23 protein-coding genes are annotated in these 22,393 nt (G+C 47.6%); 13 read left to right on the top strand and 10 right to left on the bottom strand.

What is annotated here, in order from left to right:
- Genes thiS through thiH form a run of 3 tightly spaced genes read left to right on the top strand, consistent with a single transcriptional unit; the run spans position 1 to position 2,114 of the window.
- Positions 1-210 carry a sulfur carrier protein ThiS gene (gene thiS, locus F0265_RS21125; RefSeq protein ID WP_038514297.1) on the top strand — a complete coding sequence of 70 codons (210 nt, stop codon included), beginning with the start codon at positions 1-3 and terminating at the stop codon, positions 208-210.
- Between the two features lie 5 nt (positions 211-215).
- The gene (locus F0265_RS21120) at positions 216-983 is read left to right on the top strand and encodes a thiazole synthase (RefSeq protein WP_045987495.1); all 768 of its coding nucleotides are present in this window, start codon (positions 216-218) and stop codon (positions 981-983) included.
- An 18-nt stretch (positions 984-1,001) separates the two neighbouring features.
- Positions 1,002-2,114, top strand: a complete 1,113-nt coding sequence (gene thiH / locus F0265_RS21115) for a 2-iminoacetate synthase ThiH (protein ID WP_171750251.1) — start codon at positions 1,002-1,004, stop codon at positions 2,112-2,114.
- A gap of 68 nt (positions 2,115-2,182) precedes the next feature.
- Here the strand turns inward: thiH and F0265_RS21110 are convergent, their stop codons facing one another.
- Both F0265_RS21110 and F0265_RS21105 read right to left on the bottom strand, forming a co-directional pair.
- Positions 2,183-3,973 (bottom strand): aminopeptidase P family protein, encoded by a 1,791-nt coding sequence (locus F0265_RS21110; RefSeq protein WP_171750250.1) that lies wholly within the window; start codon positions 3,971-3,973, stop codon positions 2,183-2,185.
- An 89-nt stretch (positions 3,974-4,062) separates the two neighbouring features.
- Positions 4,063-5,004 carry a LysR family transcriptional regulator gene (locus F0265_RS21105; RefSeq protein WP_082312921.1) on the bottom strand — a complete coding sequence of 314 codons (942 nt, stop codon included), beginning with the start codon at positions 5,002-5,004 and terminating at the stop codon, positions 4,063-4,065.
- A gap of 142 nt (positions 5,005-5,146) precedes the next feature.
- Between F0265_RS21105 and F0265_RS21100 the strand changes: the two genes are divergently transcribed.
- Both F0265_RS21100 and F0265_RS21095 read left to right on the top strand, forming a co-directional pair.
- On the top strand, positions 5,147-6,307 hold the full coding sequence (locus tag F0265_RS21100; protein WP_216602014.1) for a multidrug effflux MFS transporter: 1,161 nt from the start codon (positions 5,147-5,149) through the stop codon (positions 6,305-6,307).
- An 85-nt stretch (positions 6,308-6,392) separates the two neighbouring features.
- On the top strand, positions 6,393-6,677 hold the full coding sequence (locus tag F0265_RS21095; RefSeq protein WP_006957541.1) for a hypothetical protein: 285 nt from the start codon (positions 6,393-6,395) through the stop codon (positions 6,675-6,677).
- 43 nt (positions 6,678-6,720) lie between these two features.
- Here F0265_RS21095 and asnC read toward each other — a convergent pair whose 3' ends face one another.
- Positions 6,721-7,185 (bottom strand): transcriptional regulator AsnC, encoded by a 465-nt coding sequence (gene asnC, locus F0265_RS21090; RefSeq protein WP_006957542.1) that lies wholly within the window; start codon positions 7,183-7,185, stop codon positions 6,721-6,723.
- A 94-nt stretch (positions 7,186-7,279) separates the two neighbouring features.
- On the opposite strand from asnC, the gene F0265_RS21085 reads away from it, so the two are divergent.
- The 3 genes from F0265_RS21085 to F0265_RS21075 all read left to right on the top strand — a co-directional run bounded on the left by F0265_RS21085 (position 7,280) and on the right by F0265_RS21075 (position 11,924).
- Positions 7,280-10,426: an ABC transporter substrate binding protein gene (locus tag F0265_RS21085; protein ID WP_171750249.1), complete on the top strand. Its 3,147-nt coding sequence runs from the start codon at positions 7,280-7,282 to the stop codon at positions 10,424-10,426.
- Between the two features lie 53 nt (positions 10,427-10,479).
- Positions 10,480-11,259 carry a class I SAM-dependent methyltransferase gene (locus F0265_RS21080; RefSeq protein WP_171750248.1) on the top strand — a complete coding sequence of 260 codons (780 nt, stop codon included), beginning with the start codon at positions 10,480-10,482 and terminating at the stop codon, positions 11,257-11,259.
- A 101-nt stretch (positions 11,260-11,360) separates the two neighbouring features.
- Positions 11,361-11,924, top strand: a complete 564-nt coding sequence (locus F0265_RS21075; RefSeq protein ID WP_171750247.1) for a hypothetical protein — start codon at positions 11,361-11,363, stop codon at positions 11,922-11,924.
- A gap of 36 nt (positions 11,925-11,960) precedes the next feature.
- Here the strand turns inward: F0265_RS21075 and F0265_RS21070 are convergent, their stop codons facing one another.
- Complete coding sequence (locus F0265_RS21070) at positions 11,961-12,842, bottom strand: carboxylate/amino acid/amine transporter (RefSeq protein ID WP_171750246.1); 882 nt, start codon at positions 12,840-12,842, stop codon at positions 11,961-11,963.
- A gap of 56 nt (positions 12,843-12,898) precedes the next feature.
- Complete coding sequence (gene uspA / locus F0265_RS21065; protein WP_006957547.1) at positions 12,899-13,324, bottom strand: universal stress protein UspA; 426 nt, start codon at positions 13,322-13,324, stop codon at positions 12,899-12,901.
- 154 nt (positions 13,325-13,478) lie between these two features.
- On the opposite strand from uspA, the gene ftnA reads away from it, so the two are divergent.
- The 3 genes from ftnA to F0265_RS21050 all read left to right on the top strand — a co-directional run bounded on the left by ftnA (position 13,479) and on the right by F0265_RS21050 (position 15,705).
- Complete coding sequence (gene ftnA / locus F0265_RS21060) at positions 13,479-14,006, top strand: non-heme ferritin (RefSeq protein ID WP_006957548.1); 528 nt, start codon at positions 13,479-13,481, stop codon at positions 14,004-14,006.
- Positions 14,007-14,080: 74 nt separating this feature from the next.
- Positions 14,081-14,404 carry a universal stress protein UspB gene (uspB, locus tag F0265_RS21055; protein WP_006957549.1) on the top strand — a complete coding sequence of 108 codons (324 nt, stop codon included), beginning with the start codon at positions 14,081-14,083 and terminating at the stop codon, positions 14,402-14,404.
- Between the two features lie 107 nt (positions 14,405-14,511).
- Positions 14,512-15,705, top strand: a complete 1,194-nt coding sequence (locus F0265_RS21050) for an NAD(P)/FAD-dependent oxidoreductase (protein WP_171750245.1) — start codon at positions 14,512-14,514, stop codon at positions 15,703-15,705.
- A 68-nt stretch (positions 15,706-15,773) separates the two neighbouring features.
- On the opposite strand, the gene F0265_RS21045 is transcribed toward F0265_RS21050, so the two are convergent.
- The 4 genes from F0265_RS21045 to F0265_RS21030 form a co-directional block, all read right to left on the bottom strand.
- Positions 15,774-17,255 carry an aerolysin family beta-barrel pore-forming toxin gene (locus F0265_RS21045; protein ID WP_171750244.1) on the bottom strand — a complete coding sequence of 494 codons (1,482 nt, stop codon included), beginning with the start codon at positions 17,253-17,255 and terminating at the stop codon, positions 15,774-15,776.
- A gap of 335 nt (positions 17,256-17,590) precedes the next feature.
- A complete protein-coding gene (locus F0265_RS21040) occupies positions 17,591-18,052 on the bottom strand; it encodes a hypothetical protein (RefSeq protein ID WP_171750243.1) in 462 nt (153 codons plus the stop codon).
- Positions 18,049-18,813, bottom strand: coding sequence for a winged helix-turn-helix domain-containing protein (locus F0265_RS21035; protein WP_171750242.1), 765 nt, complete (start codon positions 18,811-18,813; stop codon positions 18,049-18,051). Before F0265_RS21035 ends, F0265_RS21040 begins: the two co-directional genes overlap by 4 nt.
- Before the next feature lie 228 nt (positions 18,814-19,041).
- Positions 19,042-19,518, bottom strand: a complete 477-nt coding sequence (locus tag F0265_RS21030; RefSeq protein WP_171750241.1) for a YHS domain-containing (seleno)protein — start codon at positions 19,516-19,518, stop codon at positions 19,042-19,044.
- A gap of 110 nt (positions 19,519-19,628) precedes the next feature.
- Between F0265_RS21030 and F0265_RS21025 the strand changes: the two genes are divergently transcribed.
- Together F0265_RS21025 and F0265_RS21020 are read left to right on the top strand one after the other, a co-directional pair.
- Positions 19,629-20,453, top strand: a complete 825-nt coding sequence (locus F0265_RS21025) for an AraC family transcriptional regulator (protein WP_171750240.1) — start codon at positions 19,629-19,631, stop codon at positions 20,451-20,453.
- Between the two features lie 87 nt (positions 20,454-20,540).
- Positions 20,541-21,365 carry an HDOD domain-containing protein gene (locus tag F0265_RS21020; RefSeq protein WP_171750239.1) on the top strand — a complete coding sequence of 275 codons (825 nt, stop codon included), beginning with the start codon at positions 20,541-20,543 and terminating at the stop codon, positions 21,363-21,365.
- A 5-nt stretch (positions 21,366-21,370) separates the two neighbouring features.
- Here the strand turns inward: F0265_RS21020 and F0265_RS21015 are convergent, their stop codons facing one another.
- Entirely contained in the window at positions 21,371-22,276 is a 906-nt protein-coding gene (locus F0265_RS21015) for a DMT family transporter (protein WP_171750238.1), read from the bottom strand.
- Positions 22,277-22,393 lie beyond the last annotated feature (117 nt).

Below are 22,393 nucleotides of genomic sequence, written 5' to 3'. Positions count from 1 at the left end.
ATGAGCGAGATACACATAATCATCAACGAACAGTCTCAGCGTGTCAGCGTAGGCGCGAGCCTAGAAAACATCATTCAGCAATTTTCATTGCCTGAGGTCGGATGCGTCTTTGCTATTAACAATACCGTTGTACCACGTAGCGAGTGGCCAACTACTTGCCTGAATGAAGGCGATGCGATTTCACTTTTTCAAGCCATTGCTGGAGGGTAACAACGATGCTTAAGATTGCAGACAGAGAATTCAAGTCACGACTGTTTACGGGCACTGGAAAGTTTGCCAACAAATTTCTAATGGAGGAGGCGATTAAGGTGTCGGGCTCCCAACTGGCTACCATGGCGTTGAAGCGTGTTGATATACACAATCAGCAAGATGATATTCTTCAGCCTTTAATTGAAGCAGGAGTGCATTTACTGCCTAACACTTCGGGGGCAAAAAATGCCAAAGACGCAGTATTTGCCGCGCATTTAGCAAGAGAAGCTCTGGGTACCAACTGGCTCAAGCTCGAGATTCACCCAGACCCTAAGTATCTAATGCCTGATCCGATAGAAACTTTAGCGGCAGCAGAGCAACTGGTCAAAGATGGATTTACGGTACTGCCTTACTGCCATGCTGATCCTGTCTTGTGTAAGCGATTGGAAGAGGTGGGGTGTGCAGCCGTGATGCCTTTAGGCGCTCCAATTGGCTCAAATAAGGGCATAGCATCGCATGACTTTCTTGAGATCATTATTGACCAAGCTAACGTTCCCGTTGTCGTCGATGCTGGTATTGGCGCGCCTTCCCATGCTGCGCGTGCGATGGAAATGGGTGCTGACGCCGTATTGGTCAATACTGCGATTGCTGCCGCAGCCGACCCGGTTGCGATGGCGACTGCATTTAAAATGGCCGTTGAATCTGGGCGAATGGCTTATGAAGCTGGTTTAGCTGGCCAGGTCTCTCACGCGGTGGCATCAAGCCCGTTGACGTCTTTTCTCGATGAACTGTAGCTAAAGTAGGGATTGAGAATGACTTTTGTTGATCAATTCAAAAAGCTGAATTGGGATGACATTTCGATGTCAATTTATGCCAAGACAGCTAAAGATGTTGAGCGAGCTCTAGCGAAACCCAAACGAGATCTAGAAGACTTCAAGGCGCTACTCTCACCAGCAGCGGAAACTTACTTGGAGCAAATGGCGCAGCTATCATACGCGTTAACTAGAAAGCGATTTGGCAATACGCTCTCATTGTACATTCCTCTGTACTTATCCAACCTGTGCGCGAACGCTTGTACCTATTGTGGGTTTTCGATGGAGAATCGTATTAAACGCCGAACATTGAATAAGGGTGAAATCGAAGCCGAGATTGAAGCCATTAAACGCATGAAGTTTGATAGCGTTCTCCTAGTTACTGGTGAGCATGAAACTAAAGTCGGGATGAAATATTTCCGTGAGATGTTGCCCGTCATCAAAGAGAAGTTTAACTACCTAGCGATGGAAGTGCAGCCGCTTGAACAAGACCAGTATGCAGAGCTCAAGACATTAGGTCTCGATGCTGTCATGGTGTATCAGGAAACTTATCACCCTTTAACGTATGCGGAACACCATCTGCGTGGCAATAAAACGGATTTTGAGTATCGCTTAGAAACACCGGATAGATTAGCAAAAGCAGGTATTGATAAGATTGGAATTGGTGCACTTATAGGGTTAGAAGAGTGGAGGACTGACTGCTTTTATGTTGCAGCCCACCTTGATTATCTTGAACGCACCTATTGGCAAACACGATACTCTATCTCTTTCCCGCGCTTAAGGCCTTGTGAGGGAGCGCTTCAACCTAAGTCGGTGATGACAGACAAGCAATTAGTTCAGCTGATTTGTGCATTTCGCTTACTAAACCCTGAAGTGGAACTTTCATTATCTACTCGTGAGTCACCTGAATTTAGGGACAACGTATTGCCCCTTGGTGTGACATCAATGTCTGCCGCGTCGAAGACTCAACCCGGTGGTTATGCAAATGATGAAGCTGAACTAGAACAGTTTGAGATAAGTGATGAAAGAAGTGCGAGCTCGGTAGAGGCGATGATTCGAGCAAAAGGGTTTGACCCGGTTTGGAAAGACTGGCATTCAGCATACTCAGGCTGATATGTTTCACGTGAAACATCAAAATAAAGCTCTCCATGGGAGAGCTTTTTTATTTCCAGAAACAGAAATCAGTTATGCGCTATTGGCTGAATGGCTGTTTCTAGCCAGGCTTTGACATCGTCTTCTACTAATGGGCTGATATCGTTCCAAACTTTCTGGTGATATTCATTTACCCAATTCACTTCTGGCTTAGTCAACATGTCGACATTGATGTTTCTAGTATCAATCGGACAACGAGTCAGGGACTCGAAGCAAAGGACTGGGAAGTCACCATTAGTTTTTGTTTCTACGACCAGCTCAAGGTTTTCGATACGAATACCAAAAGCATCAGCACGGTAATAGCCCGGCTCGTTTGAAAGCACCATGCCTTCTACTAAAGGAACATCGATCTGTCGTTTTGATATACTGGCGGGGCCTTCATGGACGTTTAGGAAGTGGCCAACACCGTGGCCAGTGCCGTGGTCATAATCAAATCCCTCAGCCCACAAATGTTGGCGCGCTAGTGTGTCAATCTGATAACCACGTGTACCTTTCGGGAAACGAGCACGAGCGACACCAATATGGCCTTTCAGTGCAAGCGTAAACTGCTTAATCATTTCGTCGCTTGGTTGACCGATAGCAATAGTTCGGGTGATATCGGTAGTGCCATCGAGATACTGACCGCCAGAATCGACTAAGTAAAGTGTATTGAGTTCTAGCTTACCAGGCTCAGGTTGATTCTCATGATTATAGTGACACATGGCTGCGTTACCGCCTGCTGCGGAAATAGTATCAAAGCTAAGATCCATCAAGGTAGGATCTTGTCTACGGAATGATTCCAGTTTGTCCGACAAAGTAGCCTCATCATGCAATCTTGCATTTGCTACTTCATCATCCAACCAGCACAAGAACTGACTCATCGCGACGCCATCACGAATATGACAGGCTTTCATACCGGCAATTTCAACAGCGTTTTTCGCTGCTTTTGGCATAAGACATGGATCGGCGGCGTTTACTACGGTAGCACCACTGTTTTGAAGTACTAACTTAAACCATGCATTGCTTGTTGCTGGGTCGACCAAGACACTTTTTCCTGACAAAGCTTCGAGGCGCGTTTGTAGGGCTTCTGGGTGATGCACGCTTACGCCTTCACCTACGTGTTGAGCGAAACCTTCAGGTAAGCGAGTAGGATCTAGGAAATACTCTAACGTTGAATCTGCATGGAGGATGGCGTGAGACAACAAAACAGGAAGACGAGATACATCTAAACCGCGCACGTTGAGCAGCCAGCAGACGGAATCCAAAGCAGTGATCACCGCGCTTTCGGCGCCTGCCTGAGCGACTAACTGAGCAATCTCTTTACGTTTAGATTCACATGATTGACCCACGGCTTCTGTCGCCATCAGATGTACGTCTGAAACGACGGGAGTAGGGCGGTCATGCCAAAGTTCGTCGATAGGGTTACTAGTAAGCACTTTTAGTTCCAGTGAACCCGCAAGCTTTGATTGTGCCATCGATAGCCAAGCGGAATTGTGCATTCTTGGGTCTATCGCGACCGTTTGGCCTTGAGAAAGTTGGCCTTTCAACCAATCCAAAGCGGGTTTTTCGATCAAGTGACGATACTCGAATAGATCGGCTGGTACTTCTTTAGTCACCTGAACGGTGTAGCGACCATCGACAAACATCGCCGCTTTGTCTTGTGTGATTACCGCAGCACCCGCAGAACCAGTGAAGCCCGTCAGCCAGTGCAAACGTTCATTATGTGCTGGGACATATTCGCCTAAGTACTCATCTTCATGTGGGATGAGCAACGCATCAATATTGTGCTGAACCAGCCATTCACGAATGGCTGCTAAACGTTGTTCAGTAGTGGTAAGCATCTATTAATCCTTCATCATTTATTCACGCGTCCTTTCTAAAAAGCGGACGATGTGGCAATAAGCTACTCCTTTTACCGTCAGCCTGCAAATCATCTCAATGCGGTGGTTTTGTCTTTAATTATTCGACGCAACCAAGACAACGCGGGATCATTTTCCCTGTCTCTATGCCAGAATGCGGTGTATGCCATCGGCGGGAATTCTAATGGCAGTGGCAATACGGTGAGGCCTAGTTGCTTGGACGATAACTTCACAAAATGACTAGGTGCTGTGAAGATGAAATCAGTGTACGAACAGAGGCTGGCGGCGCTATTAAAGTCTGGCACCGTGATGGCGATATCGCGCTCTTTACCTATGTCGGCCAGCCTGTAATCCAATAACCAGCGATCATTACCATCACAGCGAACTTGGACGTGCCTTTGTTCAAGATAAGTATCAAGATTCCAGTTACCTGAGAGAATCGGGTGGTTGTGGCGCAACAGGCACATTTGGTTGTCTCGATAGATTTCCTGCTCACAGATGTCGTTGGGCGGTAGCATGGTCAACTTAGCATCGTTGATATCGATGTCCTTCCCCGTGATACCAAGGTCTATCTCACCACGTTGGATCTGTTTAAAAGTTTGGTCAGCCCAAGAATGTGTGCTGATGGTAACGCCTGGTGCCCGTTTAAAAATCTCCGGCAAGAAATGGGGCAAGATTAACGGATAAACACTTTCTACAGCGGCAATTTGAAATTTGTGATCACTCGAATCTGGAGCGAATTGCTCAGGTTGAGTGATTTGCTCCAAGTGGTTAATCAAGCTATCCAATTTGGGCTTGAGGAAGAGCGTTTTTGGTGTCGGCTTTAGCCCATGAGCGTGGCGAACAAACAGCGGATCTTCAAACTGTAGTCGTAGCTTGGCGAGATTTTTACTGACCGCCGATTGGCTTAAACACAAACGATGTGCGGCACGAGTGACATTAAGTTCCTCTGCAAGCACTTTAAGGCACACCAAAAGATTGAGGTCGAGACGGGCGAGTTTTTCTATATGCACATGAAATTCCTTACGGGAATATCTTTAATGATGAAGCGTCATTGGATGTCATATCTAGACTAGCTTACACTGCAAACAATTTCATCAAATCTTGGCGGGAGTCTTCTTCGTGCAAACTGCTTCTCAACAAAATCACGGTAAAATGCAAATGGTGCTGCTCACCTTATTGGTGCTATTCAGCCCCTTGGCGATTGATATCTATCTGCCTGCTTTACCTCAGATTTCTCAGGCGTTTCACGTGGAACACGCACTTGCGCAAGATACGATTACATGGTTTTTGTTCGCTATGGGTGTTGGTCAATTATTTGCTGGCCCTTTAGCAGACAAAGTAGGACGTCGAACTGTTGCATTGGGTGGTATTAGCATCTACGCATTGAGTGCCTTATTGGCGTGGGGTGCTCAAAACATTGAATGGATGCTAGCTGCTAGGCTGCTGCAAGGCTTAGGTGCGTGCGCGACATCGGTAGCAGCCTTTGCAACAGTTCGCGATATTTTTGGGCCGCAGAAAAGTGGCAAGATGATAAGCTACCTGAATGGTGCGATTTGTTTTATTCCTGCTCTGGCGCCTATCTTGGGCAGCTGGCTTACACAGCAATTCGGTTGGCGCTCAAACTTCTCGTTTATGGCAGGCTTTGCCATGGTAGCTTTGGTTGCGATGTTCATCGGAATGAAAGAAACCAATCCTGCTCCGAGCAAAGAGCCAGTTTTCCGTCCTAGTCGCTATATGGCGGTGCTCAAAACACCTTCTTTCATCTTTCATGCTTCGCTGTGTATGCTCGCGATGGCCGTGATTCTTGCTTACGTGACATCCGCGCCAGTGGTGCTGATGGAGAATTTGGGTCTGAGCATGAACGAGTTTACTCTGTGGTTTGGTATTAATGCCGTGATCAACATTGCCGCTTGTATGACCGCGCCTAAATTTATGGACAAGTACGGTACGCATAAAACGCTGGTTGTAGGAATCATGACCCTTGGCCTAGGTGGCATTGTGATGTTGGCGATGGCACAGCAGCAAACGGCATTGGCGTTTATGTTGCCAATCTTTCTCTCATCAGTCGGTTTTGCATGGGTGCTAGGTGCAGCCGCTGGTAAGGCATTGGCTCCGTTTGGCGACAAAGCGGGTACGGCCGCAGCGCTACTGGGTCTTTTCCAGATGAGCGGCTCAGGGCTGGTCGTAGGTACGGTACAACGCTTAGGTATGGAGCCGCAGGTGATGATTGCTGTGCAAATGTTTATCATCGTACCGGGTATTTTTGTACTGATGAGTAAAGCTGGTAAAAAATGGCATGCGGCAATTGCGTAAGTTTTGCCTAATTGCTTTGAACGACTAAAAAAACATTGTATATTTGACCTTCACTTCTAATAACTACTGTGGATGCTAAACCTCGATGTCGATGACAACTTACGAAATGGCTCGTGTACTGGAGCAACTGGAAGATGCTCCGGAAAAAGTTATGTTTGGAAAACTATTAAACGAGCTGGGTAACCAAAGTGGTGAGCGCATTCGTAGTGCGGCGAAACAAGTCCCACTTCATATGTTGCGTGACATTGTTTACCAGTTTCAGCAAGTCGTTGAAGATCGCAAAGGGGAAGAAATAGCCTCGATTGCTAAAACCATTGCCGAGCAGGGCATCTCAGCTGAAGAACTTAAGAAGTACCTCGAATCAAAATAATAAAAAGGCCCGCATTATGCGGGCCTTTTTATTACACAGTCTATTACGGATTAACGTTGCGATTGATTGGGTTTTGTAGGGAAATCAGAGTCTCGGTAGATTGCACTTCGTCAATCGCCTGAAGCTTATCAATCAACACAAACTGCAGTTCTTCAATCGAGCGGCACATCAGCTTAACGAAAATATTGTAAGCCCCTGTGGTGTAATAGGCTTCAACCACTTCTTCTAATGCGTTGAGCTTCTCTAGCGCAGAGTGATAGTCACGCGCAGCATTGAGGTTAATACCGATAAAGCAGCACACGTCATAGCCCAGTTTTTTGGTGTCGACGATCACTTCCGTTCCTTGAATGATGTCCGCGGCTTTCATCTTTTCAATTCGCACATGAATCGTGGCCGGGCTGACTTCAAACTGCTTAGCCATTTCAGCATAAGGAGTTCGGGCATCTTCCATCAGGGTTTTTAAAATCGCACGGTCGAGGTCATCGAGCTTGGTGTTGTGAGCTTGCATCTTCATCCCTACTTAACGCTATGTCTTTAGTTCAAAATATCAACAACAGTGATACTATTAAACTAATCGCTAACTTTATCTGAGAGCTATTTTAGTGCGCTTTTGTCTGATTCTTCTAGCTGTATTTTCTGCAGCCCTTTCTCATGCACACGCTAAAGATAAAGATGTACTGATTGTTCACTCTTACCATCAGGGCTTTTTCTGGACCGACGCCTTTCAATATGGCCTAGAAGACATTCTGCGTCGCGAGAGCATTACCACGCGAGTGGTGTACCTCGATTCAAAGCGACTACAAAACCCTGCCTATCTGGAACAACTCTACAAGCTCTACCAAACCAAACTTTCTCAAGAAACCTTCTCTGCCATTGTTGTCAGTGACAATAACGCCCTTAATCTGATGCAGCGCTTAGCGCCGGAAATCGGTGACACGCCAGTGATATTTGGTGGTATCAATAACTACAGCCCGCAGATGCATTCTCAGCTCAGAGCAACAGGTGTAATCGAAGACATCGATATCTACAGCAATGTCACGCTTATCGAGCGGATTCAGCCAGAAGTCGAGAAGATATACATAGTGAGTGATTATTCGGTAACTGGTGAGGCTGTGAGGCGTCAGGTCGAGCGCTTCCTGACGCTCAATACCGAATATCAAACCATGGTTGAACAACTGGTTCCTGAAACTTACCAACAGCTGATTGAGTTTGCGTCTTCATTAGACACATCCAGCGCTGTGCTGTTCTGGGTTTATTATCGAGATAAGAACGGACGTGTCGCGACCGAAGGTGAGTGGAAGCAACTCAACCAAGAATCTCGATCACCGATTTACATGGTGCATGACTTAGGACTAGGTCATGGGGCGGTTGGTGGAGTGATTCTGAGTGGCAGAACACAAGGCAGGCAAGCGGCCCGGCAGTTAGTGAAAGTGTTGAAATCCAATTCGGAGGCTTTGCCGAAGGTTGAGGCGGGCATTCCGGAAATCAAACTGGATTATCAGGCAGTGGTGAAATGGGGATTAGGTATTGAAGGTGAGGCAACATCGACCTTATTTAATAAACCTCAGCCTTTCACGGTACGGTTCCAAAAGGAACTAAGAGCGGTTGCCAGTCTGGTCGTCCTTTTGTCCGTGATTATTGTGGTGCTGGTTTACTACCTAAGCCGAATGAAAAAAAGCGAAACCTTAGCTAAGGAAAGCCAAACACTAATCGAAATGGTGTTTGATCAGAGCTATCACTTTATCGGCTTGCTGGATGCTCAAGGGCGGACTATTTCAAGCAACAGTAAGCTCCAAGAGCTTCTTTATCATCAGGACTTCAGTGTTGATCGGCCAATCTGGCAGCATCAGCACTGGGAGGATCAAGCATCCCAGCAATTAAAAAGCTACTTTAATACCGATAAATCGGAGCAAAATACTCAATTTGAAGCGGAAATCTGGCATTCAGAACAAGGTTCCATGGTGCTGGAGATTTCACTTAAGCCTCTACCTAAGACTGGGCTGGGAGCGGACTTTCTGCTCGAGGCACGAGACATCACCTCGAGAAAAATTACCGAAGCGCGGTTGTATCAACGAGAAGCGAACCTTAGTCATTACTACGACCAGCAACCTGTAATGATGATCACCTTAGATGACCATAACTGCATTCAGCAGGTTAACCACTTTGCCGAGCAGCTGCTCGGCTATACCTCGAATCAAGTGCTTGGTCACTTGTTGGGTGAATTCTATCTTCATCAAGACGCGGTTACCCCAAGGCAAGTTCTGCTGCAACCTAAGCAAGCGATGCGCGGCGTATGGCGGCGTGAAATTGAATATCGTCACGCAGATGGAAGAGCGGTTTGGATTCGCGAGAATATTCGCCCGTTGGTCGAATCTGGACACTTGCTGATTGTTGGCGAGGATATTACCGAAACGAAGAAGCTGGCAGAGCAGTTGGAATATCAAGCTCGTCACGACTTGCTGACCGGCACGTTCAACCGCAACCATTTTGAAATGGAACTGGCAAAATCGCTGCTGGAAGTAGAAAGCTACACCCGCACTCATGCCATGCTGTACTTGGATCTCGACCAGCTTAAAGTGCTCAATGACACTGCGGGCCATGAGGCAGGAGATACCGCTATCCAGTTCTGTGCCAGCATGCTGGAAGAAGTGCTGCCTTATAATGCGATTTTGGCGCGCATGGGCGGCGATGAGTTTGCTGTGCTACTCAAAGACTGCACTGAGCGTGATGCCAAAAACGTTGCCAATACCATAGTTATGACGCTCAGTGAGCAACCTTTTGTCTGGGATGACATCCGTCTCAATATGACGTGCTCGATTGGTATCCGTTTGATTGACCATACCGCTGACTCTCCGCAAATGGTTCATGCCCAGGCGGATACGGCGTGTCATGCCGCCAAAGAGGAAGGGCGTAACCGTTATAACCTTTACTGTCAGGATGATGCCGATCTGCGTCGACGTGAGCAGGAAATGGAATGCGTCAGTTTAGTGCATAATGCGCTGGCGAATGATCGGATTGAGTTGTTTGCCCAGCAGATTCTGGCCTTGAGCCAAGATGATGCGCCGATGCACTTCGAGATCCTCATCCGTATTCGCAATGCTGAGGGAGAATACATTTCGCCGGGCATCTTTATGCCAGCGTCAGAACGCTACAATATCGCACAGTTGCTGGATAAGCAGGTGGTGACTCAAACCTTAGACTGGCTGGCTGCCAATCCCGTGGCGTTGGCGAATCTTGGCATGTGTTCGATTAACCTCTCTGGCCACTCAATGGGCAATAAGGAGTTCATCGCCTTCTTATTGGATAAGCTGCAGCACAGCCCTGTACCGTGTGAAAAAATCTGCCTTGAAATCACCGAAACGGCCGCGATGAGTAACATGAATCAAGCGATAGCGCTGTTTTCTCAGTTTAAGCAGCTGGGCTGCAAAATTGCACTGGACGACTTTGGCTCGGGTCTCTCTTCGTTTGGTTATCTGAAGAAACTGCCGGTTGATATCGTGAAAATCGATGGCTTGTTTGTTCGCGATATTGACGTCAATGAAGTCGACCACCTAATGGTGCGTTCAATCAATGATTTAGCGAAACAGATGGGTAAGCAAACCGTTGCCGAGTTCGTTGAAAACAGTCGTATTATCGATCTGCTGGTGGAGTTGGGTGTGGATTACGCCCAAGGTTATGTGATTGGAAAGCCCAAACCACTTGAAAAGCTGGTCGATGAGCTGTTGGCTGACAAGCGTAGTGTCGGATAACAAAATCCATTACACTGGCGCCCGAGAATTTGACCACCCCAATGGAGCCTATTGTGCAGCTACAACTCATTAGTGAAGACCCGAACCGAAATGAGCAACTGAATCAGTTGGCTCAGCGTTGGGGGCTGTCGCACGATGAACAAAGCGCTTTTGCGCTGGTTCTGACTGCAGAACGCTTAGAGCTGCGTAAAGTTGATGAGCCTAAGCTGGGCGCGATTTTCGTCGATTTAGCGGGTGGTGCAGTGGCGCACAGGCGCAAGTTTGGCGGTGGGAAAGGGCAAGCAATTGCGAAAGCCGCCGGTTTGAATAAAGGCGTGACTCCTACAGTACTCGATGGTACGGCGGGGTTGGGTCGTGATGCGTTTGTACTGGCTTCACTGGGGTGTAAAGTGCAAATGGTGGAACGTCACCCTGTTGTGGCTGCGCTGTTAGATGATGGCCTTGAACGTGCGAAGCAGGACCCAGAAATCGGAGACTGGGTCAGTGAGCGTATGTCTCTGCTTCATGCCTCTAGTCATAACGCCCTAGAATCTCTGGCTAACGACGCTGAGTTTACTAAGCCTGATGTGGTTTACTTGGACCCTATGTACCCACATCCAGAAGGCAAAAAGAAGAGCGCGTTAGTCAAAAAAGAAATGCGAGTGTTTCAGTCTCTGGTCGGGGCCGATCTGGATGCCGATAAGCTGTTAGAACCTGCCTTAGCCCTTGCGAGTAAAAGGGTGGTGGTCAAGAGACCTGACTACGCAGAGTGGCTGGATGGGCAAAAGCCCGCGATGGCTATTGAGACGAAAAAAAATCGTTTTGACGTTTATGTGAATGCATCAATGACTTAGCACTCAATCGTGTTTTACAGCGTTATTTAGTGCTTGCTTAATCGTCACCATGCAGGTATATCATACTAAGAATTATTCGTATTCTTAGCTGGAGTGGTAGCATGGCTAAACGACTTTGTAAGATGAATCGTAAGCAAATTGCCGATGGATTAAATGAAATCCATCGTTTGGTGGTTGCACCTAAGTTTGTCTGTCGTTCTTGTGCTCGCTCTTCAGCAGAGAAAACCTCTTTGTGCAAACCTGCCGCCATTCCTCCTCAGCAATGCCAGAACAAGCCTATAGAGCAACAACGTGCCTGTGGTTTGTTAGCGGAAGCCTTACCACCTCAAGAGACTCAAGTCCCTCGTCTTTCTGAAGAGAAATCCCAAGCAGTGCGCCGCGTTGTGGAGCGGGTTAAAGAGAAAGCGCAGCCTAAGGTGTCTACAGAAGCCAAAACCACTGCTGACGAGCTGATGCTGGACTTGTCCGATAAGAAAGCGATTAAGAAGGCTAAGAAAGCGCTTAAGAAACACTACAAGCAGCAGAAGAAGCTATTGAAGCTGGCTAAGAAGCAACACAAATTGCAAAAGCACGAGGCTAAAATTAAGGCTCGCCTCAGTCAAAATCCTGTCCTGAGCCTGCCACCAGAGATGTTCGAACCGGTATCGACACCCAATATGCATTGATTAAAAAAACGCTCTCCAACTGGAGAGCGTTTTTTGTTAGCTTGCGGCTTGATAACTCTGGGCGACTTTACGTTTGACCCAGGTTTCGTTTATCCATAGTGACAGCATGATGATCGCGCCGCCAATCGCTAGGCGGGTGAGGTCAACGTCTCGATTCCAAATCACTATGTTAACGATAAGCCCAGCAGGTACCAGCGCGTTGTTCATCACCGCTAGCGCGCCAGCGTTCACCATAGTCGCTCCTTTGTTCCAGGCAAAGTAGCCAAAACCCGAAGCGATCAGACCTAGATAAATCAAAATGCCCCACTGCGTGCTGGTGGTTGGCATCTTATCGATATTGCCCATCAGCGCAAAGGCTACCAAGGCAACACACAGAGCACCTAAGTAGAAATAACCAAAGATCGTATGCTGGGGTAAATCAACCGGTTGCTTCTCCATCAGGTATTTGTAACCCACCTGACCGATGGCAAAACACATATTCGCGCCTTGCACGACAAGGAAACCGATCAGGAAGTTCTCACTGATACCTGCAAATTTAATAAAGGCCGCGCCCGCCACCGCGATAGCGGCAGTGACCAGATACCAAGGTGAGAAACGACCTTTGAGTAAATCGTAAATCAGGGTGACGTAGATCGGTGTGAATACGGTGAACAGTAGAACTTCCGGTACAGAGAGTAAAAGAAAAGACTGGTAGTAGAAGCAATACATTAAACCAAGCTGGAAACCGCCCACGGTCATCAGCTTAATGATTAGCGATTTATCGACCCCTTTGAATTTAAGGAATGGAATAAACACCAAACTGGCAAGCGCAACGCGCATCAGCACAGAGAACCAAGAATCTACCTGACCAGCGAGGTAAACGCCAATCAGGCTAAACGAGAACGCCCACAATAGGGTGACTGCAGATAGATAACCCATAATTAATACTCATTATCAACAACTGTTCTGCAGTCTATACGAAAACTCTGTCGCGATCAGTCTTTAAGTGGCACGACCAACATGTCGACAGGAGAGCAATTGATCAGCTGTCGGGTCGAAGACAGCAGTTTGCTCCAGAAATCCTGATGATGGCCACAGACCACCATATCGATATTGAACTCTTTGATGGTATCGCACAGCTCATTACCCAAATCACCGCTACCTACTAGCGTATGCTTGATCGGATAATTTGCGTGCTCTGCAAAGCTCTGTAGTTGCTGTTGTGAGGCTTCAATCGCCTGGTGTTGAGTCTCGGCCAGATTGATATCAATCAGCCCGGTATACAGTTCGGCGTAGTTGACATCGATGTGAATGAAAGAGACATCGGCCTGAAGAGGTTTGGCGAGAGCCACCGCTTTGTCGACCAAAACCTTACTGTCTTCAGATAGGTCAACGGCAACCAAAATATGCTGATAACTCATAGTGCTATCTCCTTTAGGTGTCTAATTACAGGTTAGCATTAAGGTTAGAATATTTTTGCCGCAGTGATCTCAGATCCACATTCATTCGTCAAAGTGTTATGGTGGGCTAATGATATAGTTCATTGAAGTTCATCGAGTTAATTAGGAGTGATAAATGCTTTCACAGGCAATGGTTGATCAATTGAATGAGCAAATTAATCTCGAATTTTTCTCATCCAATCTATACTTACAAATGAGTGCTTGGTGTGAAGACAACGGTTTCGAAGGTGCTGCTGAGTTTTTACGTACACACGCCGTAGAAGAAATGGAGCATATGCAGCGACTATTCACTTATGTGAGCGAGACTGGCGCGATGCCAATTCTGGGTGCGATCGATGCACCAAAACATGAGTTTGGCAGCCTAGGCGATGTTTTCCGTGAAACCTACGAGCATGAGCAGATGATTACTCAGAAAATCAACACGCTGGCTCACGTAGCGTTTACATCCCAAGATTACTCTACTTTCAACTTCTTGCAGTGGTACGTCGCTGAGCAGCACGAGGAAGAGAAGTTGTTTAAAGGGATTTTAGACAAGCTAGAGTTGGTTGGTGAAGACGGCAAAGCGCTGTTCTTTATCGACAAAGACCTAGCGGCTCTAGCGAAAGAAGGTTCATCTTCTATCATGGATGCCCCTGCTGAATAAACTTCAGCGAAAGACTCTCTAAGCAGATCGTCTTTTTCTTCTGGGCTTCAGGTAGAAGGTGTAGGGAGGAAAAGATGATCAATGCTGATACCATTCTATTCACGCTTATGTTGGTAACTCTGGTGAACATGGCCAGATACTTGACTGCACTGCGTTCTCTCATCTACATCATGCGTGAAGCGCACCCGCTGCTCTATCAGCAAGTCGACGGAAACGGCTTCTTTACCACTCATGGTAATGTCACTAAACAAGTGCGACTGTTTCATTATCTGAAGAGCAAAGAATATCACCATCATCATGACGAAGTGTTTACCGGCAAATGCGAACGAGTCAGAGAACTCTTTATTCTTTCTACGTCACTACTCGGGGTAACTTTACTTGCGGCATTCATCTTATAACAGGTGATTTGGCAAGCGTTCCATTTGTGGTTAGAATAGCGCCGAAACTGGCTAAGGATGTGCTAAATGCACATCCTTTTTTATTGGATTTTGGTTGAGAAAAGGTCATGGCGGAAAAGTTTGATGTGGTCGTCATCGGTGCAGGTGCGGCAGGATTAATGTGTGCTGCAGAAGCGGGTAAGCGTGGGCGAAGAGTGCTTGTGCTGGATCACGCTAAAAAACCGGGCCGCAAGATTCTTATTTCGGGTGGTGGGCGTTGTAATTTCACTAACTACGATGTCTCAGCTAAAAACTATCTGTGCAGTAATCCGCACTTCGTGAAATCGGCGCTGGCCCAGTACACCAACTGGGACTTTATCTCGATGATCTACAAACATGAAATTCAGTTTGAAGAGCGCGATCATGGTCAGCTGTTCTGTGTCGGTGATTGCGACTCGAAAGACATCGTCAAAATGCTACTGGCAGAGTGTGATTTGCCGACGGTCGAGCAACGCTATCGTCAGGACATTCACCATATCGAACAAACCGACACGGGCTTTGAGCTGCACGCCAACACCGATGTGATTGAATGTCAGTCCTTGGTGGTGGCGACTGGCGGATTGTCGATGCCAAAACTGGGTGCCACGCCCTTTGGCTACAAAGTCGCAGAGCAGTTTGGGTTACCCGTGCTGCCGACGACGGCTGGCTTGGTGCCATTTACCTTACACAAAGAAGATAAAGAGGATTTCGCCGAGCTGTCCGGTATCGCGATTCCTGTCGAAATTACCACGCAAAACAATACCACCTTCAAAGAAGCCTTGCTGTTTACTCATCGAGGGTTATCTGGTCCGTCTGTCCTGCAGGTCTCGTCCTATTGGAAGCCTGGCGAGGCAGTGACCGTGAATCTGGTGCCGGAAGCCGATATTGACACCTTGTTGACTCGCTCTTTGGAAAAGCACCCCAACCAAAGCCTGAAAAACACCTTAGCCAAAGTCTTACCAAAGCGTTTGGTGGAAGTACTGATTGAGCGTAAAGTGTTGACCGATCTACCACTCAAGCAGTTCGGTGTGAATCAGCTGAAACAGATCACCCAACAATTAGAAAACTGGACCATCGCGCCTAACGGAACGGAAGGATACCGCACTGCAGAAGTGACATTAGGCGGCGTTGATACCGATCATCTGTCTTCCAAAACGATGGAGTGCAAGGATGTCAAAGGCTTGTATTTCATTGGTGAAGTGATGGACGTGACGGGTTGGCTCGGAGGCTATAACTTCCAGTGGTGCTGGAGCTCAGGGTTTGTTGCCGGCCAGTGGGTATAAATCCTCACTAAGAAAAAAACGGAAGAGTGGGGAGCTCTTCCGTTTTGTGTTTCGGGCTACAGGCAAAGTTATTTGGCAGGAGTGATGGTCAGCTGAGCATCACCAAAGCCAAGTGCCTCAAGTTCTTGTGCGTCAAAGTTGGTTGTGACTTCTATATCACCGATATGTTCACTAACCAGAGCTTCCGCAGAGCGTTTGACGCGGCTGCTCTGTGCAGCGTTGCCAATCGGTGTGGCTTGACCAATTTCGATCGTGCCAGCAAACTGTGATTCCGCGTAGAAATCGCCGGAAACATGAGAGTAAAACGGACGTAGGCTTGCTCCTGTCGCGTACTGCATGTTACCTAAACCATTTTCATTGATCGCCCAGCTCCAATCCCACCATTTGACTTCACCTGGAATATAGCGGTGATCCCATTGATAACGGATATCTGCTGAGTTTTCACTACCGCGTCCCATCGTAAAGGTGTGTGCTTTGTAAGGACGGTTGTCTGGGTGAGAATGCCAAGCGTTGCCACCCCAGCGCAGGAAGCCATTAAATTCGACGTCGTAGCTGATATCCGCGCCAAAGCGGTATGGATAAGAGATGCTGGAACGGTAAAGCTCGACACGAATCGGGATTTCAGAGTGAGCGGGTACTGTAGGTCTTGCCTGAAGCGTCACCTGCTCGCTGGTGGACCCGCCATTCGTGTTGGCGAAACTCTGATTGGCTTCGAGCGTAATCGTCAGCTTAGTATCGCCAACCAATGGCCACTTAAAGGTGTTTTCTGTTGAAACCTTCTGAGCAAAGCCATAGCTGTTGGTTTTAGACCAGTTAGTCGATTCATCCACTTTCAGGTCCACCACCACTTGCTGCGGGATGTCACTGTTATTGCGAGCAACCGCCGTTACGGTTTTCACCAGCTGGCGATCCGATTCGGTCACCGTACCGTGCCAGAAATCGCTGTCGTTAAGGGTATAGGCAAAGTTATCGACTGTGATTTTGGTTTTTTCATCGCAGCGATAACCGCCGCATGAGCCATCATTATTGCCTTGAATTACCCAACCGTTGCCTTCACGTCTGACATCCATATCTTCACCGACATACTGGCTATGGTTGCCACCAACCCAAGCATAGCCGAGGTAATGGGCAAGGTAGCTCAATGGACGAACAAAGTTGGAATGGTCGGTCACCAGTTCATACTGAATATCCAGCTCGTCCCCTTCTGGAATGGATTTCGAGGAGTAGTTTGGAATTTCAGACAAAGCATCGTCAGGGTAACACCAAGTGCTGCCATTGGGATTATCCTGCTTGATTTGACCATGGTAGCCAGGTCCCATGATTACCCAATTGTCTTTTAAGCCAGCGATTTGCCACTGACCCATACGAGAAACAATGTAGTCCTTTTGTTCTGATGCTTCGAAGCGATCAATCGGACGGTAGCCAGAACGGCAGACATCTTCACCCAGTTGATCAAGCACTAACTGGTCAGGATAAATCTTCGCTTGTGCGCCTGCAGACAGAACGGAAAGAACAGCTGCTGATAACACATGTTTTTTCACCGTAGACATAGACGTTTCCTTTCGTGATTTTTGTTAGTTTTATGATGTTGTGTTGTCATTGTTGGCTGCTTGTCAAAAGCAACAGGTTTACCTTTCCATAGTCATATAATTTACAGTACTGAAAAGAGTTGAATTTTATTCCCATTAAAATTCAATCGGTTGTATTGTTCTGATTATTGATTTCATGCAACGCAAACGCAGGCTGTTCGCAGCTTGTGATCTGGCTTCGATGAGATTTAGAAAAATTGTCGTGTGTTTAGAGATCAGAAAGACACAGGAACTTGCACAGGCGAAGCCCGTGCGAAGAGAAAGAACAAATGTAAGGTAAGAACCTAGCGATAGGCTTAGCGTTTGGCCAGCAGTTGGGCCCGGCCTGTTTGTCTATCGCGGACTATGACAAAACAGTTGGCTGAATAGAGGATGTCGATATCCAGCGTGTAAGGGTCATCATTGAGCAGCAAATATGGCGAAATGGTGGCGTCATTCATCACAGGCCTTAACTTCTGTACTGAGAGCAGGTTGATGATGCCGGAGAGTGAAAAGCCGAACTGGCTGAAGGACTCCGCTTGGCCCTGAAAACGAATCACTATCGGTTGCTCCATTTTGTCATCCTGAAGTGAAGCAAGATGAACAACCTCGTTGTTTTCAATCCGAGTCAGTCCATCAGAGCGAAAAATTTGGTTATCGGGTTGGATATGGATTTCGCTGTGCTGGTAACGGTTATCCTCAATACGATTCGACCAAGGCAGGCTGAGGACAATAGAAAAGATGACCGTGGCGATCACTAAGGTGAGGTATGGGATCATTGTTGTCCCTCCAGGATAAAACGTTCTACCTGAGCCGAGACTTGTTTGAGCTGACCCGGTGCATAAAAGACATTAATCGACTGGCGGCGTTGTCTGTCGAGCCACGACAGCTCAGAAAAGCGCTCGTTTTTTTCGATGTAAACTACGCAATCGCACTGATTCTGTGAGAGCAGCTGGCGCAGCGGTAAACTCAGGCGAGTTTCCGATTCTGTGAAGACTTGAAGTTGTCCGACCGTGTGCCTTGCCAGATGTTGATCGCTCGGAATGTCTTCCCAGCGCCAGCCATGTACCTTACTTAATGCCAAGATGCTGGAGGCAAAGAGCAGCGCAATCGCGGCGACATAACACAGCGGTGATTTGCACTCCTTTAAAGACAAGTTGGATGTAACACGCTGGTCCGATAATGCAGCCGAAGTAGGGAGGTTGGACGCTGGGTTGGATTTGTCTATTTGTGGTGGTTCAGCGGGCGCATATTCAATACTGTGGCTGACCAGTCGATAGCCGACTTTAGGCACAGTCACTATCGGGGACTCCTTAGCTCCCAATTTAAGTAGTGCCTGCCTCAGCGTACTGATGCTTTTCGCGAGTGATGTTTCACCAATATATTCACTGCCCCAAGCGTGCTGAACAATGTCATGCTTTTTGACGACTTCAGGGGAGTGCTTAAGCAGCAGGTCAAGAACCTGTGCTTCACGGTAACCAATCTTAATGACGCGTTGTGTGTTAGAAAGCTTATTCTGAACAGAGTGAAATATAATCATACAGCCAGCTTTTTATAGTTATTGTTGTCATCTCAAATCTTATTGAGAGGATCAATATACTATTATGACAGTGCAACCGCATGAATATTTTTTAATCAATTATTGGCTCTGTCTCATTGAATCAACAGTCGATGTTGATGTAGCGACAACAAGCGATTGAAAGTGGGAGTGAGAATTTTGGGTGGGCAGGAAGGAAAAGATGCGCCCCTGAATTGAGGCGCAGCCGTGTTACAGTTGATCAGCCGCAACGGTTTTAATTGTTGGCCAATTGCCGTTGGCATCCTGAATAAAGCCTTGAGTGTCTTCCAACCAACGCTTTTGCACGGTCTTATCTAAATTTAGGTACAGCTTGCCGTCTTCTATCTTCCAAGCTTGTGGATCGGTTTCAAACTTTTTACCCATGGCAACCCCAAAGGCACAATAGCCACCGTATTGAGGCGCGTATGCTTGAGGGTCTGCACGAAACTGATCGCGGTTTTCGCTGCTGGCAAAGTGATAAATGGCATTCTTATACGTTGCCGTAAACTGTGAATTGCCTTGAACCGCGCCTTGGTCAGTAAAGTAGGCGACAGGATCATAGCCTTTGATCGCCAGATCGTTTTGGTCGACGCTCATATCAATATCGGCTGCCATCAATGAAAAGCTGGTACCGAGCAATGCAGCCAGTAGAGTGAGTTTTTGACCTGTGGATTTGATGCGTGACATAGCAAGCTCCTTGTCTGTTTTGATTACCTTGCCTGAAAGAATTTAGTCGACTTGTCCGGTCTATAGAGGGACTAAAGGCCAAAAAACTATGCGAAAAGTCCGGAGATGAAATGGATTTACTCTCACAGCTCATGGAACACTGCTCAATACGTACTGGTGTGTTTTATTCCGGCCACCTGTGTGGTGTGTCTTCATTCAATGCAAACCCGCAAAACAGTGGCCATTTACACGTTTTGCAGTCCGGTGAGCTGACACTCAATAAAGCACACAGTGAATCACGCCATATTGTTGAGCCATCTATTCTCTACCTGCCACATGGGACCACGCATGCGATTGAAGGTGTTGAGTCCGGAGCGGAGCTGGTGTGCGCAAATGTGGAATATCGTGTTGGGCAGATGAACCCTTTGTTGTCTGCACTTCCTGAGGTGGTGGTGATCCCGTTTAGCGCTGCGCCAAGCCTGATACCTGTCATTGACGCCTTGTTTTGTGAATCCGGTAATGACGTAGCGGGGCAACAGTTTCTGATGGACAAACTGAGTGACGCCCTGATGGCGCTGATTTTCCGCCATTTGGTGGAAGAGAAGAAAATAGAGCAGGGGCTGTTTGCTGCGCTGGCTCATCCACGCCTTGCTGCTGTGGTGTCTGCCGTGCACCAGCTACCTGCAAGGCACTTCAGTTTGGCCGAGCTTGCCTCGGTGGCGGCGATGTCACGTACTCAGTTCATTGATACGTTTAAAGCGGTGGTTGGAGAGACCCCCGGAGATTATGTGCAGAAGTGGCGTGTCTCAGTGGCACAATCGTTGTTGTTGCAGCGTAAGCCGCTGAACTGGGTCGCGGATGAGGTGGGCTACAGCAGTTACTCGGGGTTTTCGCGCGCCTTTCATAATTTTTCCGGAATGTCGCCACGCCAATGGCTGCGGGATAAACAGCGTTAATCACAAAGTGTTAGCACGACGGTTGTCGATCTTTGGCTCCATTTCTGTCCTATATTAAATGGACAGAACTTGCTGAAGGAGTGGTATATGAGCTATCAAGCGTTGATCTCAAGAATCAATGAATTACCCAGAATCGAAAGCGTACTTCAGGAATTGCTGGAGATGGTTAACAGGGAACAAATCGATTTTGGTGAGCTGGCAAAGAAAATGGCCATGGATCAGGTGCTGTTAGCTCGGGTGCTCAGGATGGCCAATTCGGCCCAGTTTGGCGGAATCAAAGGGGTCTCGAACATCAATGACGCCATTGTGCGTATCGGCGTCGGGGCGATTCGTAATCTTATCTCTTCTTCCATTCTGGCATCTTCATTTCCCAAACTGGAAACGCTCAATGTGAAGGATTATTGGGCGAGTACTTTTGAAGTGGCGACCATTGCCAGCACAGTCGCGAAAGGCGCCAAAGTCGATCCTAACGAAGCCTTCATCGCTGGTATTCTGCATAACATTGGCGAGTTGATGATCCACTCTTTAGAGCCTGAACAGGCACTGGAGATCAGTCGTCGGGTAGAAAGTGGCGAAAATCCAGTCGACGTACAGCGTGAAGTGTTAGGTACTGATGCCCAGCAGTTAGGTGCGGCGCTGGCTGAGACGTGGAAGTTCCCTGCTCAACTGGTGGATGCGATTGCCAACGTCAATCATCCTGCGAAGGCGGTTGAATCGAAAAAGCTCGCATGTCTGATGTTCCTTGTTCGTGATATAGACCATCAGTGGGATTCAATGCTGAGTCTGGATGATAAACAAAGTTATCTCAGCCAGCACAAGGCGGCAGTCGCGTTAAGTATCTCCCCAGACCTCGCTGAGCAAATCGACCAGGTGCGAGGTCAGGGAAGTGAGATGGCTTACGAGTTGTTTTAAAAATGTTAACTCACGGATTGCGTGAGATCTTTTTTGCCAAATTTGATCTGCTGGATCACAAGTCCAGCAATGATCAACACTAAGCCGATCAAGGTTGTGGAATGTATTTCTTCACCGATGATGGTTGCCAGCAACGCCAGAGAAATAAACGGTGACGCGAATATCAGGTTGCTGATACGCGCAGTGTTTTGCGTCAGCTTGAGGGCGCTAAGCCACAGGACAAAGGTCACGCCCATTTCGAACAAACCAACGTAACTGACCGCGAGCCAGCCTTGCAGGGAAATGCCACTCCAGCTGGCACCTTCGTAGAGGCTCAGGCCAATTGCGAATGGAATCGCAACCAAAAAACCGAGTAACACGCCGACGATAGGGTCGGCTTTGTTTTTGGTATTGAGTATCCAGTAGCTGGCCCAAAGCATAGTTGATAGCAAAGCCAATCCCACCCCTAGCGGGCTCTCAAAACTTAGGCCCAGTACATCACCTTTGGTGGCAATGACAATTACACCAAAGTAACTCAGCGTACAGGCTATCCAGTCCTGCTTGCGGATTTTCTGGCCGAGGAAGACGGCAGCCATCAGAGTCAAAGTAATCGCCCAGCTATAGTTGATTGCTTGCGCTTGTGAGGCGGGAAGTAAGTCATAGGCTTTGAATAAGATGACGTAGTACGCCAGTGGATTGATCAAGCCAAGCAACAAGTAATACCAAGGATTCGCAAAGAAAGTACTGGCTAGCGAAGACAGTTTGCCCTGAATGGCACACACAGCGGTCAGAGCAAGGGCTGAGACCATGCTGGCAACCGTCAGCATTTGAATCGGGGTCAGTTCGGCAAGAGTTAATTTAAAGGCGGTGGCTACGGTAGACCACAATAGGACGGCAGACAGACCAAAACCTAAAGCACGACGCTCGTTCATGATGTTCCTTTAATAAAACCAACAAGTTAGATTCGTTGGCGACTGGCGGTGGGACAGATTAGAGAGCACTTAGTCTAGCTGTTCGATATCTAGCCGACAAACTGGACATTTATCCAG

This window comes from Vibrio sp. RE88 (genome assembly GCF_013113835.1).
GTDB lineage: Bacteria > Pseudomonadota > Gammaproteobacteria > Enterobacterales > Vibrionaceae > Vibrio.
This window is presented reverse-complemented; position numbering and strand designations above follow the sequence as displayed.

Bases quoted from the DNA above. Each gene is read 5' to 3' on its own strand.
- thiS (WP_038514297.1), top strand. From the start codon at position 1: ATGAGCGAGATACACATAATCATCAACGAACAGTCTCAGCGTGTCAGC.
- F0265_RS21120 (WP_045987495.1), top strand. From the start codon at position 216: ATGCTTAAGATTGCAGACAGAGAATTCAAGTCACGACTGTTTACGGGC.
- thiH (WP_171750251.1), top strand. From the start codon at position 1,002: ATGACTTTTGTTGATCAATTCAAAAAGCTGAATTGGGATGACATTTCG.
- F0265_RS21110 (WP_171750250.1), bottom strand. From the start codon at position 3,973: ATGCTTACCACTACTGAACAACGTTTAGCAGCCATTCGTGAATGGCTG.
- F0265_RS21100 (WP_216602014.1), top strand. From the start codon at position 5,147: ATGCAAATGGTGCTGCTCACCTTATTGGTGCTATTCAGCCCCTTGGCG.
- F0265_RS21095 (WP_006957541.1), top strand. From the start codon at position 6,393: ATGTCGATGACAACTTACGAAATGGCTCGTGTACTGGAGCAACTGGAA.
- asnC (WP_006957542.1), bottom strand. From the start codon at position 7,185: ATGCAAGCTCACAACACCAAGCTCGATGACCTCGACCGTGCGATTTTA.
- F0265_RS21075 (WP_171750247.1), top strand. From the start codon at position 11,361: ATGGCTAAACGACTTTGTAAGATGAATCGTAAGCAAATTGCCGATGGA.
- F0265_RS21070 (WP_171750246.1), bottom strand. From the start codon at position 12,842: ATGGGTTATCTATCTGCAGTCACCCTATTGTGGGCGTTCTCGTTTAGC.
- uspA (WP_006957547.1), bottom strand. From the start codon at position 13,324: ATGAGTTATCAGCATATTTTGGTTGCCGTTGACCTATCTGAAGACAGT.
- ftnA (WP_006957548.1), top strand. From the start codon at position 13,479: ATGCTTTCACAGGCAATGGTTGATCAATTGAATGAGCAAATTAATCTC.
- uspB (WP_006957549.1), top strand. From the start codon at position 14,081: ATGATCAATGCTGATACCATTCTATTCACGCTTATGTTGGTAACTCTG.
- F0265_RS21050 (WP_171750245.1), top strand. From the start codon at position 14,512: ATGGCGGAAAAGTTTGATGTGGTCGTCATCGGTGCAGGTGCGGCAGGA.
- F0265_RS21045 (WP_171750244.1), bottom strand. From the start codon at position 17,255: ATGTCTACGGTGAAAAAACATGTGTTATCAGCAGCTGTTCTTTCCGTT.
- F0265_RS21040 (WP_171750243.1), bottom strand. From the start codon at position 18,052: ATGATCCCATACCTCACCTTAGTGATCGCCACGGTCATCTTTTCTATT.
- F0265_RS21035 (WP_171750242.1), bottom strand. From the start codon at position 18,813: ATGATTATATTTCACTCTGTTCAGAATAAGCTTTCTAACACACAACGC.
- F0265_RS21030 (WP_171750241.1), bottom strand. From the start codon at position 19,518: ATGTCACGCATCAAATCCACAGGTCAAAAACTCACTCTACTGGCTGCA.
- F0265_RS21025 (WP_171750240.1), top strand. From the start codon at position 19,629: ATGGATTTACTCTCACAGCTCATGGAACACTGCTCAATACGTACTGGT.
- F0265_RS21020 (WP_171750239.1), top strand. From the start codon at position 20,541: ATGAGCTATCAAGCGTTGATCTCAAGAATCAATGAATTACCCAGAATC.
- F0265_RS21015 (WP_171750238.1), bottom strand. From the start codon at position 22,276: ATGAACGAGCGTCGTGCTTTAGGTTTTGGTCTGTCTGCCGTCCTATTG.